Annotated in this window: 8 protein-coding genes and 2 pseudogenes; 3 read left to right on the top strand and 7 right to left on the bottom strand. The window is 42.3% G+C overall.

Annotated features, from left to right (window positions below; all coding sequences use genetic code 11):
- Window positions 1-88: 88 nt before the first annotated feature.
- The 7 genes and pseudogenes from F6K46_RS33145 to F6K46_RS33115 form a co-directional block, all read right to left on the bottom strand.
- Window positions 89-661 carry a hypothetical protein gene (locus tag F6K46_RS33145; protein WP_293065981.1) on the bottom strand — a complete coding sequence of 191 codons (573 nt, stop codon included), beginning with the start codon at window positions 659-661 and terminating at the stop codon, window positions 89-91.
- A 6-nt stretch (window positions 662-667) separates the two neighbouring features.
- Window positions 668-835 carry a hypothetical protein gene (locus tag F6K46_RS33140; protein ID WP_293065978.1) on the bottom strand — a complete coding sequence of 56 codons (168 nt, stop codon included), beginning with the start codon at window positions 833-835 and terminating at the stop codon, window positions 668-670.
- A 246-nt stretch (window positions 836-1,081) separates the two neighbouring features.
- Window positions 1,082-1,825 (bottom strand): ATP-binding protein, encoded by a 744-nt coding sequence (locus F6K46_RS33135; protein WP_293117781.1) that lies wholly within the window; start codon window positions 1,823-1,825, stop codon window positions 1,082-1,084.
- 54 nt (window positions 1,826-1,879) lie between these two features.
- Window positions 1,880-3,161, bottom strand: a pseudogene (locus F6K46_RS33130) (transposase).
- A 53-nt stretch (window positions 3,162-3,214) separates the two neighbouring features.
- A complete protein-coding gene (locus tag F6K46_RS33125; protein ID WP_293065983.1) occupies window positions 3,215-5,053 on the bottom strand; it encodes an ATP-binding protein in 1,839 nt (612 codons plus the stop codon).
- A gap of 75 nt (window positions 5,054-5,128) precedes the next feature.
- A pseudogene (locus F6K46_RS33120) lies at window positions 5,129-5,821 on the bottom strand (DAHL domain-containing protein); the annotation flags it as partial.
- 62 nt (window positions 5,822-5,883) lie between these two features.
- A complete protein-coding gene (locus F6K46_RS33115) occupies window positions 5,884-6,801 on the bottom strand; it encodes a cytochrome-c peroxidase (RefSeq protein WP_293065973.1) in 918 nt (305 codons plus the stop codon).
- 717 nt (window positions 6,802-7,518) lie between these two features.
- Between F6K46_RS33115 and F6K46_RS33110 the strand changes: the two genes are divergently transcribed.
- Genes F6K46_RS33110 through F6K46_RS33100 form a run of 3 tightly spaced genes read left to right on the top strand, consistent with a single transcriptional unit; the run spans window position 7,519 to window position 13,883 of the window.
- Window positions 7,519-11,592, top strand: a complete 4,074-nt coding sequence (locus F6K46_RS33110) for an ATP-binding protein (RefSeq protein WP_293065970.1) — start codon at window positions 7,519-7,521, stop codon at window positions 11,590-11,592.
- Window positions 11,593-11,610: 18 nt separating this feature from the next.
- Window positions 11,611-12,423, top strand: coding sequence for a GAF domain-containing protein (locus F6K46_RS33105; protein WP_293065968.1), 813 nt, complete (start codon window positions 11,611-11,613; stop codon window positions 12,421-12,423).
- A 26-nt stretch (window positions 12,424-12,449) separates the two neighbouring features.
- Window positions 12,450-13,883, top strand: a complete 1,434-nt coding sequence (locus tag F6K46_RS33100) for an adenylate/guanylate cyclase domain-containing protein (RefSeq protein ID WP_075903771.1) — start codon at window positions 12,450-12,452, stop codon at window positions 13,881-13,883.
- The last annotated feature ends 349 nt before the right edge of the window (window positions 13,884-14,232 follow it).

The following is a 14,232-nucleotide window of genomic DNA, read 5'->3' as shown; positions in this document are numbered from 1 at the left end:
CCCTTCAAGGGGTGGATTTTCACCACCATCCGGAAGATAGTTAGGATTTTGAGGTGTTATCCTCACGAATCCCCTCACTCATACCCCTCTAGCTTCTAGAGGCTCCTAGTGAGAACGAGCCGCACCCGGTTACGCAGTAAACTAAAATCGAACCTGCTGCGATCAAAGCTCCAATGGTAGGGTCAACTCCAAAAAATACATCAAGGGTCTTGGCAGCTGCAGCAAATTGTGCGGCAGTATAGGCTCCGATAAATACAACAGTGATCACAGCAACGATCAAGGTGATTATTCGTCTGCCTTGAGGCTTTTTGACTGTAGAGCCTAGGAATTCCGGAATAGTTTGGGAGTTTTGCTCTCTGGAGATCTGGTTTATTTTATCAGGAAACAAAGTCCAAAAGGTTAAATCACCTAAGAACCAGGCAATTACCATCAGCATAGCAGAAACTCCCATGGAGTAAGCCATTCCAACGGTTCCGATCATAATCCATCCACTGTTTCCCGTTGCTCCAGCACTTAGACCCACAAAGACTTTTCCAAAAGAGCGTGAGCCAAGTAAGTAGTCTGATTCTGTATTATCGGAAGATTTAGCAGCTAGAGCCCCAATCCACAAAAAAATTACTAGAAACAATGCAAAACTGAAAATTGTAATACCTGAGTCCATTAGTTTTTATCTAAGGTGTTTGAGGTTTAACTGCTCCGGTTGGCGAACTCCAAAGCTATAAATACCATGGGATAAAACTGAGCCCAATTCTATAGGGTGTCTGCCACTAAAAATTTTTACTCGCTTTTGGTAATGGGTGATGGTCGTCCAATTAACGATTAGCCATGACGCCATAATCAGCACTCTAATTTCTTTTAGACAAAAGGAATTAGAGTGCTTTAAAATTTAAAGGCGATACCGTTTCCTAGAAGCTATTACACCGATCAGGAAAAAGTTTTTCCTATAGTATCATATTCGATTAAATACCGATCATTTCCGGACGTTGCTTACACCAAGTTGTGTTCTTGCTATGTTAATCCCGTTGTTACTCGCCTTGGACGAATAAGATAATTCCAATGCTTAGTGTTCAGTGCTTAGTGTTCAGTGTTGTGCAGGAAGCGTAAAGTAAAACGTACTTCCCACTCCAGGCTGAGACTCTACCCCAATCTGTCCCCCGTGATTTTCCACAATCTTCTTGCAGGTGGCTAGACCAATACCAGTGCCAGGATAGTCTTTATTGCTGTGCAGACGCTGAAATATTTCAAAGATATGCGATCGCTGATCGGGTTCCATACCAATGCCATTGTCATGCACCCCAAACAGCCAGTAGTTACCACCATGCTCTAAACTATTCCGCTTATTCTCGTCAAACCCAGTTGCATTGATACTAGAAACTCTTCCTACTTCTGCCAATATCCCATGGTCGGTATCCCTGGATTCGAGCATCCCCGTATCTTGGCCACCACAAACAACATCACTGTTGTCTACGGGCTTTACTGAAACCTTGACTTGGGGGGATGTCCCTGGTGCTTGGAATTTAATGGCATTGCTGATTAGATTTTGAAATAGCTGGATTAGCTGTGTCTGACTAACATTCACAGTAGGTAGAGAATCATTGGTAATCAGGGCATTTTTCTCAGATATGGCAGCCTTTAAGTTATCTAAAACTTGCTCCAACACAATATTGCAATCGGTTGATGTGATGTCTTGAGAGTCGGCTCCAACCTTTGCATAAACGAGTAAGTCCTGCATAAACGTTTTCATCCGAAGGCTGGAATCTCGAATCTTCCTAATGTATCCCTCACCCTTCATGTCGAGCCTGTCCTGGTAATTGATGTCGAGCATATCAGTATGCAAGATAATGCTTTGCAGGGGTTGGTTCAGTTGACACTCCCCGTCCTATAAGAACGGGGATTCTTTAATCAACGAGGTCGCTTGCTCTTTCAGACCGGAATCAGAAAGAGTAGAGGCGTCCTCTCCTAAAGCGTTCGGATCGACGATCCAGGTTCCGGTATGCCCTACCGTACCCAAGGCTCTTTTTAAAATATTGATGGCTGCATTATGATCGCGTTCGCGTAGCGTCGCCTTCGGCGAATCTAACACACACCCACATGAACAAGAATGGGTTCTAGTTGATAGCGATTTTTTGACAACTTCACCACAACTGGAACAATTCTGACTAGTGTAAGCAGGATTTACCGCTATCGTTTGTTTACCAAACTTTTGTCCAAAATATTCCAGCCATTTCCTAAATTGATACCAACCCGCATCATTGATAGACTTGGCAAGACAGTGGTTTTTAACCAGATTCTTAACCCTTAAGTCTTGCCTTACGGCACGCTGCGCGAACGTAAGCGACCACGTCGTTAGAGTGGATTACGCAACGCGCCAGTCTCTTGGCATGTTCTTCACGTTGCCTACTTATCTTAAGGTGTGTCCGGCCTAATCTATTAATGGCTTTTTTGCGATTGGATGAGCCTTTCTTTTTGCGAGAAACCCGACGTTGATAAAACTTTAGTTTTTTTTCTCCTTTACGATAAAACCTGGGATTCGGCTCTACACCTCCCTTAGAATCAGTGTAAAATTCCTTGAGTCCTACGTCTAATCCAACATTAGTATGAGCAGGCTCTAAAGATTCTTTTGTATCAATTTTTATACAGAACTGGACGTAGTAACCATCTGCGCGGCGCACCAATCTAACTCGTTTGATTAGCTTAAGATCGTAACGCCATAACTCCCAAGTCCCTTTCAGTTTTAGCTTTCCAATACCTTTCTTGTCTAAGAAATTTATTGATTTAGCATCCCCTGACAACTTCCAGCCCGATGTCTTGTATTCAACTGTTCGCGCAGCGTCGGCTACGCCGAATCGAGAAAACTTTTTAAACTTAGGATATCCCTTTTTGCCAGGAACTTGCTTTTTGCATTTATCGTAAAATCTAGCAATTGAGCTATAAGCTCTTTCAACCGAAGCTTGACATGCATGAGAGTTTAGGTCTTTTACAAAGGCGTATTCAGCTCTAAGCCACGTGTTATGACGGTACAGGTCTTTTTGTCCTACGCCTTTATTGTCCATCCAGTAACGAATGCACTTGTTCCGAACAAACTGACCAGTACGGATTGCTTCATCAATCGCAGCATATTGAGTTTTCTTCCCTTTGACCTTAAACTCTAAGACCTTCATTTTTGACGTGGAATAACTCTACGTAAAGTATAACACAAAAAGAGAAAGCCGTCCTAGAAGGACGGGGCTTGAGACCCAAATTTTTGGTCAGGTGCTAACCCAATCACCGATCGGGTTGGGTGTTGTGTCTGAATGTCTGCACCTGCTCCAGCTAGACTAATCTGGATATCAAATGTAACGATTGTTCCTCCACCGAGAGGACTAGTAAGGGTGATATCCCCTCCCATCAACTTCACGAATTGTCGGCTAATGGACAAACCCAAACCAGTTCCTTGTTCAGATTTCCGACCGATTTCAGTTTGGACAAATGCTTCAAACAAGCTGTCAATCTCAGCTGGATCAAGACCAGGACCGGTATCTTCTATTTCAAAGGTGATTGTCTGTCCGGTAAGGCTTGCAGGTTGTTCGCCCTTGGCGTTCCCGTAGGGTAGGTTAGTTGGTTGAAGGTTAGTTGGTTGAAGGTTAGTTGCTTGAAGGTTAGTTGGTTGAAGGTTAGTTGCTTGAAGGTTAGTTGGTTGAAGGTTAGTTGGTTGAAGGTTAGTTGCTTGAAGGTTAGTTGGTTGAAGGTTAGCAGGTTGAAGGTTAGCAGGTTGAAGGTTAGCAGGTTGAAGGTTAGCAGGTTGAAGGTTAGCAGGTTGAAGGTTAGCAGGTTGAAGGTTAGTTGGTTGAAGGTTAGTTGGTTGAAGGTTAGTTGGTTGAAGGTTAGTTGATTGTTCGCGTAGCGTGGCCTTTTGGCCAAGGTTAGTTGGAGTTGCCAGTTGCTGGTTATTGGGAAAACCTTGGCCAAAAGGCCAGGCTTCAGCGTCGCCTACGGCGAAAGCGTGGCCTTCGGCCTCCGCTGCGCGAACGCGAACAACATTCAACCTGTCAACCTTCAACGGATCAGACCTGTCAACATTCAACCTGTCAACATTCAACGGATCAGACCTGTCAACATTCAACCTGTCAACATTCAACGGATCAGACCCGCTAATTTGTAACTTTTCCTTGTTACGAACCACGCGCAAGGTGACACTGCCTTCTTGAGTGAATTTGATAGCGTTTCCCAGTAAATTAATCAAAACTTGGCGCAATTTTCCCTCATCTGTTGTCACATATCGAGGAAGCTCTGGCTCTCGGTAAACAATGAGCTTTAAGCCTTTGGATGCGGCACGCAGTCCTAACATCTCTTCGAGACTATCCAGCAGACGATACAGGTCAAAGCTAGTTTCATTTAGAGTTATCTGACCTGCCTCGATTTTGGACATTTCTAAAATGTCATTGATCAAGTTCAGTAAATGCTCACCACTGCGACTAATAATTGCTAGATATTCCTGATGTTCCTGATTCAGGGATGAGTCACGGTTCATTAATTGGGTGAATCCTAGGATGGCATTGAGGGGGGTGCGCAGTTCATGACTCATATTGGCAAGAAATTGGCTTTTAGCTTTGTTAGCTTCTTCAGACTTAGTCCGGGCTTTTTCGGCTTCTTTCATACTTTCAGCAAGTTGGACAGTACGTTCTTCTACCCTAGCTTCTAAGTCCTCATTAAGTTGCTGCAAGACCCGGGAGGCTTGTTTGCGCTCAGTAATGTCATGAAAGAACACTGAAAGACCATTAATACCTGGATAAGCTTTCACGTCAAACCAACGTTTCGTCGGTGGATAGTATTCTTCAAAGGTGACAACAACCTGTGCAGCAACCGCCCGATGACATTCCTGGTAGAACTTGGAGCCAAAGACTCCGGAAAACACCTCCTCTAGATTCTGATTCAGAAGCTGTTCGGGTTGACTCTGTAGCATTTGGAAAGCTTGGGGATTAAGATAGGTAATCTGCCACTGGTCGTTTAGGGAAATAAAGGCATCCGTGATACTTTCGAGAATGTTGATGGTACGACGGTTAGCTTTTACCAAATTGTTGATAATTAAGTAGGCAATCCAAGCCAGCAAAATCAACAACCAACTATAGGCATATAAACGATAAGTATTAGCTGTATCAATAGCTTGGTAATAGTAGAGGTTATAGACGTAATCCAGTTCTTCGTTTAGCTGCTTAGTAGGGAGCTGTAGCAGTTGCTGGGTTAGTTTATCTACCTGAGGTTTATTGCTCATGATTTTTCGGGAATGGCTCAGGGCTAGATCGATCAATTCTTCATCTTTACCAAAATCATTTTGGTTTTTGATCAGCAACAGCCTATCCATATTATCATTGATCAGCGCTTCTAATTCCTGATCAGAGTTTAGGTTGTAAAGCAGGATAGTTTTCAGCAGTTCATCGAGAGTAAATTCTAAATAATGGTTTCTGGTTTTATTGTAAGTACTATTGACCAGATATTTAGTGAGAAATGGCAAGTAAATAAGGGAGTTTTTGAGAATGTAATTATGGAATTTTAATCTTTCGATTAACCTTTCTTTTTCATTGATTAATTCTAAGTGAATTTGAATAATTTTATTGAGTTATTTTCTCCCATCATGATTAATAAATGTCGGACTACTCTTAAGCTTGTTTTGGGTATTTTTTATTTGATACAAATGCTTGAAAAATTGATCATAATAGGTTAAGATATCGGATCGAGATTTGAGAATATCCTGATTTAATATTACATCTATCTCCTTTTGTTGATTTAAAGTATTTTTATACTGTTGGTGTTCTTCAACGTTAATTGGTAGACTTTTCTTCACCAAAAAAGCCAAGATAAAAACAGCAGCCAAGGTATTTATGAGCTTTAGCAATTGAGTTGTGTTCACAATGGTTTTCCTTGATACTCGCCTGTGAGAGTTTTCAGGAACTTGACAATCAAACCAATATCGTTTGGCGACAGTCGGCGTCCCAATTCATATTTGCCCATTATCGTCACAGCTTCTTCAAGAGTTTCAGCTGAACCGTCGTGAAAATATGGTGATGTTAGAGCCACGTTGCGCAAACTGGGAACCTTAAATACATAACGATCACGTTCATTGCCAGTGACATTAAAGCGTCCCAAATCAGCTTTGGTAAGCTTACCGCGATCTTTAAAGTAATCTCCAAACAGACCAAAAGCCTGGAACATATTACTGCCGACATTGACTCCTTGGTGACAGCTAACACAGCCATAGGCTTTAAATAGACGATAGCCTTCTTGTTCTGAGGAGGAGAGGGCATTTTTATGGCCGCGCAGAAATTGGTCAAAGCGTGAGTTGGGAGTGTACAGCGATCTTTCAAAAGTAGCGATCGCATCCTTGATATTCTCGCTGTTGATACCATCTTTATACAGTTGGCTAAATAGTGAGACATACTCAGGGGATTGCTTGAGCTTACTGAGGATTTCTTTCCAATTAGAACCCATTTCCTGCTCTGCATGGATTGGTCTATCAATCTGTTCCTCTAGGGTTTCAACGCTTCCATCCCAATGTTGCTTAAAATTGAATCCACTGTTGAAGACTGTGGGTGCATTAATCAAGCCAATCCTATTCTTGATCCCAATTGAACGCACTATTTGGTCTGTACCACCGGTATTTAGATTGTGGCAGCTAGCACAGGAGATAGTGTTATCCTGTGACAGTTGGGGGTCATGAAAAAGCGTCTTGCCCAGTTTTACCTTTTCTTTGTTTAGTTCTAATTTGAGTGGTATTGGCTGAATTGGTTTATCAAATAAAATACTATATTCAGAGTATTTTTGCATATATTTTTTTGATTAATCGGGTAGGTTATGATGGTGATTTTTGGAAATTTTAACTATTAAAAAAAGCAATAAATTTTAAAAAAAATAACTAGTCAATTAATTTTAAATTGTTGTTATCTTACAGTTTACACTTGTCCATGGATTACAATCGATTATGCCAATTTAAAAAACTATTGCTACACATTAATTTGCTTGTTCGCCGGATAGGGTCCCTTGTAGGGTAGGTTGTTCGCGTAGCGTGGCCGAAAGGCCAAGGTTCAGAAGATAACCCGAGCACCGGCTAACCGACTAACCGAATAACCTACACCTGTTCAGCATCTGTAGCTCGAATAAATTAAATTGGTATTAGTTAGTATGTATGCCCTATTTTAAGTTCATCAAATAACAGAACCACAACTCAACCGTAAGATCACTTATAATTCGTAAGTTTGAATTCATAATTACGGAAAAATTACCGATTATACCCAATGGGTTTGACTAATTATCATATCTCTTCTCGGGTAATTGGTACTTGGTAATTGGTACTTGGTAGTTTACGATTATCAATTACCGATTGCCCATTTCCAAAACAGGAACTATTTAGTAAGTGATTAACCGGACTTGATCTAACGACTAACGACTAACGACTAACCACTTTTAAAAAAATTACCCGGACTGACTATAATTTTCCTGGTAGAGATTAGGCGAGATCCGAACAAACCTATATCCGATTTTTTTATGGAAACATCTGAATATACTCAGCTCAAGCCATTTGTCCAAGCTCGTGAGTACTTTGAAGAAATTCTTAATTGGCTCTGTTCTGAGGAAGCGTACCGTCTCACCTATTACCAGATAGAAGAAAACCTCTGGATCAATGGTATGGAACTGTTGCGGCAACTGCTACAAGGTTATCTGGATTGGCGGGGAGACAATCAGCCAGAAGCACTATATCCAAGAAGGCAGGGTAGGTACTCTACCCAGGTCAATCCCCAGCCTGGAAGTGATTGGGGTATTGTCCAAGATAGGGATAATTTGTACTCCGATGCAAGAGAGGGAAGAGAGGGCATCAGGGGAGAAAGGGGAGGTAAACAATTGTCATCTTATCCCACCAGTAGGCAACCCAGCCTAAGGACTATCTTCGGAACAGTGAGACTTAATCGTTTTAATGCTACTTCCCAGAGAAACTCACCTCCGGATAATTCCCCACTCAAGGTTTACCCACACGGGTACTGTCAGGTGAGCGGTATTCCTTTAGCATCAGAGGTGGACACCAGTTGCTCCGACCCCACTATCCTAGCCCAACCCCAGGCAAAAGCTGCTGGAGTTTCTCAGGAACAACAGAAAGGATTTTCCATAACAGAGATGGGAACTTGGTTTAGACGCCAGTGGTGGCTTAAGCACAATAGTTATCAATCCCTATGGCAACCAAGGCGTTCTGTTCCCCGGTTGTTAATTAGTGGCACCATTGCGCTAGTGGGAACAGCAGCTTTCACCAGTTATTGGGTGCTTCGGAGTCTGATTCTTGAGAGTCTGAAGGATAATGCTGAATTGAAGGTCCAGATGGCGGGACATCAAATTGATGAATGGTTGGCGGCTTTGATGGCGAAGGTGGAAACGATTGCTAATACTCTCCAAGTTAGGTCTTTGGACTGGGAGGTTGCCCGACCCTATCTGCAACTCGAGCAAGAACGATTGCCCGATTTTCATATGTTTGTCATGGCTAAGGGAAATGGCTCTTACTACACCACTCGTGCAGGTTTTATTGAGGGGAAGAATCTTAGCGATCGCACTCACTTTCAACGAGCCATGCAAGGAGAAACCTTTGTGGATAATCCGGTAGTCTCTCGTTCTACTGGTATTCGCCAAGTCAATATTGCGGCTCCTATCTGGTCAGTTCCCCCCAACAATGACATGGAAATTACTCCAGAAAAACTGGCTTTGCGCAACCTAACCAACGAGGATGTGGAACTGGGGGATGCTTACCACCCAAAACCAGGAAAGTTGGCTGGTCCATTGTCTTTCCCTGTGGGAGAATTTGCTGGACCGGTTTCCCTAGACCGACTGTCAGAGGTGATTACCAATACTACCTTGGGAGAAGGGAGTTATGCCTTTGCTTTGGACTCAGAAGGAGTACCCATTGCCCATCCAGACCCAAAGGTAATTCAATCTGCTAGGAGTTTTTTAGACTCCCGTGACCCCAATCTCAAGCAAATTGCTCAAGAGATGATGGAGGCTAGGAAAATAGCCAACCCGCAAGATTCGGTAAGGCTACTGGAACTGGATGGTCAGTGGGTGTATGTTACCTATGCTCCTCTGCAACACGCGGATTGGTCTGTGGCTTTGGTGATTCCCCGGGCTAATGTGGAGCGACAACTCAATTCTCTCAATCTGCTGGCATCGGTGTTGGGAGTGATGCTGATCATCGCCATGGTTATTGCTTTACTACAGATTCAAACTTTCGAGCAGACCAACGCCAGGGCTCAGCAGGAGGCGCTGCTGAATCGGCTTACTACTCGTATTCGTGAATCTCTGGATTTGGAAACAACTGTGCAAACTACTGTCAATGAAATTGCTACCCTCTTGCGTCTCGACCGAGTGACTTTTGGCTGGTATCACCAAGACCAACAATGCTTGGAAATTCTGTGTGAACATCGAAAAGCTGATTTACCGTCCCAAGTGGGATTAATACGTATCAAGTCTTGTAATGATTTATGCGATCGCTTAAGCCAAGGACAGATGGTTCACTTCCATGATAGCGGTGATCAACTCATCTACTGCCAGACAGGTAACTATCTAGCGTTACCAGTCATGATTCGGGGGTTGCATCCTCCTGGCTATTTAATTTGTATGCGCCGCAAGCCTTGGAGCTGTAGTGATTTGGAATTGGAGCTATTAGAAGCCGTGAGCAATCAGTTAGCGATCGCCATCAACCAGGCACATTTATACACCACTACTCAAGAACAGTACAGAATTGTCAGTGAACAAGCTCAGTGCCTCAAAACCACCACGACTCAATTACAGCATACTCTGGCTTATGTGGATGCGATGATTAGAAGCTTAGCCGATGGATTACTGGTAACAGATACCAAGGGCAAAATTACTCGCATCAATCCAGCTTTGGTGAGCTTGTTTGATTTGGGGGAAACCGAGTTACTCGGTCAAGGGTGTCAGGGAGTGTTGGGGAATGCGATCGCAAACCTAGTCACTCTTACCAAGACTAACCCTCAACAAGTCTTTACCGCTGAAGTAGAACTGACCAATCAACGGATTGGCAAAGCCGTAGCCACTGCTATTCTAAAAGATACTAAGGCGACAGATAATCCTAATAGTCAGGATGGCTTTATGGGTTCGGTGATTCTGATCCGAGATATTACCTTTGAAAAAGAAGTAGACCGGATGAAAACAGACTTTATTTCCACAGTTTCCCATGAATTGAGGACTCCCCTAACCTCAGTCATGGGTTTTGCAAAACTGATTCAGAAAAAACTGGAAAAAACCCTATTTCCCTTAATTTATACCAATGACCACAAGATTCAGCGCACCCTGAAGCAAGTGTCAGAAAATGTTAACATTATTATCTCCGAAGGGGAGCGTCTTAAAGCTTTGATCAATGATGTCCTGGATCTGGCTAAGCTAGAAGCTGGTCGAGTAGAGTGGAAAATGCAACCCCTCTCAGTTGTAGATGTCCTAGAACGAGCAATCATTGCTACGACTGCTCTGTTTGAACAGAATGATGTGGAATTAATTAAGAGTATAGACGAGGGCTTCCCTCAGATAATTGGTGACCGAGACCGACTAATTCAGGTGGTGATTAATCTAATATCTAATGCGGCTAAGTTTACGGATAAAGGGTTTGTATACTGTAAAGTAAGGCGAACTGGTTCAGAGATTACCGTTAGTATCATTGATAGCGGTATAGGCATTTCTGAAGCCGAGCAGACGCTGATCTTTGAAAAATTCAAACAGGCGGGTAATACTCTAACTGAAAAACCTCAAGGTACCGGCTTAGGACTCCCTATTTGTAAGGAAATTGTGGAACATCATGGAGGAAAAATTTGGGTCGAAAGCGAACTGGGCAAAGGGAGTAACTTCTCCTTTAGGTTACCCATCCCCGTTGAGTCTGAACCTGGAGTAAAAACCATAGCTGCTGAAACCCTGCTCACCCAACTCCACTCATCCATGACCACCTCGACAATTATCAGAAATTCGAGGAAGAAAACCATTCTGATTGTGGATGATGAAGCTCCAATTCGAGAGCTACTCAAGCAGCATCTTAGAGCAGAAGGTTACAGGATTCAGGAAGCGCAAGATGGTTGGGAAGCAATTGAACAGATCAAACAAGAACCTCCTGATCTAATTATCTTGGATGTAATGATGCCGAGAATGAATGGGTTTGATACAGCAGCGGTGGTTAAAAATGACTTGGACAGTATGGATATTCCGATTATCATTTTGTCTATCACTGAAGATCAACATGCTCTAGGAGTTGAGCGATGTTTGAGCAAACCGATTAATCTCGAAGAACTGCTCAAAGACGTTGTTAAACTGACCTCTCAAGAAAAGCCTACTAAGCAAGTTTTGATAGTGAAGGAAAATCTACCTCAAGCTGAAATGATTACTCAGGCATTACGGAAAAGAGGAATCGGTATAATTTCTGCCAGCAATGGGCAAGATTGTATTTCTAAGGCAATTTCATTAAAACCTGATATGATTCTGGTTAACTCAGGGATTGCGAAAGAACAAGCGTTGGTTAAAAAAGTGCGTTTTGAACATAACTTAGCAACGACATTTTTTATTTTATTAAATTATTAATACTAAACTAATACATGCATGGCCGCTATTAAACTTAAAAAAATAATTGCAAAAAAAGACATCTCGTCACTGCTCAATAACCTAATAACTTCCCTGGGAGGAGATATTAGTATTCAAGACATTGATGAGCAACTGTTATTCGGAGATGAGCCTGATGATTCATCTGGAAAATACAAGATAGACGTAAAAGGAAGTACTTTAGGGTGGGTCAGGGGAGGAGAGAATGCTCGTCCTATTGCGGCTCTACTCAATTATTTAGCGAATCGAGAACTAGAACGCCGAGCAATTGCTATAGAAACCTTAGAAAACTATCGAGAAATCAACTTACTCTACAATCTATCCAGAAAATTAACTGCCAACTTAATGCCTCAAGACATTGCTCAAATTGTAATTAATCAAACTAGGGAATTAATTCAAGTAAATCGGGGATTTGTCTTTTTGCTAGACCAAGACCAATCCCAACTGGAAGTACTGGCTAGCTTTGATCCAAAAATGGGGGATAGACCCCACAAGCAATCGATAGCAGGTATTGTTCGCAGTGTGATTATGACTGGTGTAGGAGAAATCGTTAACGATGTCTCATCGGATCCCAGGTTTGTGCCATCTGATTATCCGATCAGTTCCCTAATGTGTGTCCCACTCAAGACCAAAGATCAGGTAATTGGTGTGATTGAGCTCAGTAGTGAACAACCTGTAGACTATACAGCCAGGGATTTGAAATTGATCAGTGCTTTAGCATCTCAAGCCACATCAGCCATATCTAATGCTATCCTCTATGAGAATATGCTTCGAGAAGAACGGGTGAGGAGTACTTTGAATCGATACTTTTAAGGTAAATTACCATAGTAGCACAAAGTATGGCATCTGTCAGTCTCAAAAAAATTATTTCTAAGCCAAAAGCGCTAGGGGTCATAAGTCAACTGATTGACGCCATAGACACCGTTGTCCAGATTGAGGATATCTACGGAAAGCTGCTGTTGGACAATCCTAGGAAAATTTCGGTATTGGGAGATTGTAACTTAGCTAATAAATATCCCGTTGAAGCAAGAGGTCAGGTGATTGGCTGGGTCAAGGGGGATCAGAAAGCGATCGCAATTAAAGAACTCCTGAATTATTTGGTTAATCAAGAATTAGAAAAAAAAGATCTAGGCAGTGCTATCTTAGATCAATACCGAGAAATTAATTTACTCTATAGAGTTTCGGAACGGATTCCATCCTGTTTAGAGCTGTCCGCTATTGCTAAGCTTTTCCTGGATGAAGCGAGAAGACTGATTCCAGGAGATTGTGGTTCAGTCTTGTTAATTAATTCCGAAACTGAGCAACTAGATATAATCTCAGCCTTTGGCAAACAGTATAATCCAACAGAATTTTTTCAGCTGACCAATAGTAAGACCAAGAATGGGTTAGGAATTGGTAAGGCTGAGATTGTAAATCAGGTTCAAGATGATCCCAGGTTTATTGCTAGTGTAAAGTCCATCAACTCTCTGGTTTGTGCTCCTCTAAAAACCCAAAAGGGTCTGCTGGGGGTGATTAACTTTTGTAGTGAGAAACCGGTTAATTATATAGCTCAAGACTTGAAATTTTTAACGATTCTTGGAGCTCAAGCAGCAGGAGCTATTGAAAATGCCTTGCTCCATAGAAATAAACTACAGGAGGAGCGGATTAAAAGCCGACTGGAACGCTATATTCCTTCCCAACTTGTCCAAGCCATTATTGATGCCAAGGGCAATATCTCTCTGACTCCAGCCAAAAAGCCTATTACTATATTGTTCTCTGATATTCGGAATTTCACAACTCGGTGTGAAGAATTAGAAGCCCATAAAATTGTTGAATACCTGAACGAATATTTTACCTCCATGGTGGATGTCATTTTCAGCCATGACGGAACAGTCAATAAATTTGTGGGGGATATGATTGTGGCTATGTTTGGTGCCCCCTCTAAGCTAGAGGATAATCAGGGACAAGCGATCGCAGCTGCTATTGCGATGCAACATCAACTTAAAACTATGCCTACCCCCTGGATCCGGGAGAATTTTCTAACCGGTATTGGGATTAGTTCAGGAGAAGTCGTGGTGGGAAACATTGGTTCTCCTCAGCATATGGACTATACAGCCATTGGTGATGAAGTCAATATCGCTGCCAGATTACAAGCTATGGCCAACGGGGGTCAGATCCTCGTCAGTGGTAGTGTCTATGAAGCGACCAAGCACCAGTATACCTATCGGGAATTGGGTCAGGTTTCAATCAAGGGAAAACGGCAAACAGTAGATGTATTTGAGCTGATTAACTGATACGATGTTCAGCATTGAGTTTGGGATATCTAAATTACTCAAAGGGAACAGGGAACAGGGAACAGGGAACAGGGAACAGGGAATGACCAATTTAAAAGCACATCAGTTTACCTAATATCTCCGATAGTAAATCATTTCGTATTTAGATAAATTGTTACTTGTTACTTGTTACTTGTTACTTGTTACTTGTTATCAGTACTTACCTAGTAAATATACTTCTAGTGGAGTGACCACTCTTAAAAAGTGCATTATACAGAAAAATCTTGATCAGTCTCAAAAACAGGGTAAAGGTGTTTGAGTTTGACTCGTGCATCTTCTGTGGTAAATTGCCACACTACTTTGGCACAGG

The organism is Moorena sp. SIO3E8 (assembly GCF_010692445.1).
Taxonomy (GTDB): Bacteria; Cyanobacteriota; Cyanobacteriia; order Cyanobacteriales; family Coleofasciculaceae; genus Moorena; species Moorena bouillonii.
Note: the sequence above shows the minus strand (reverse complement) of the source record. Positions and strands in the feature narration are given on the sequence as shown.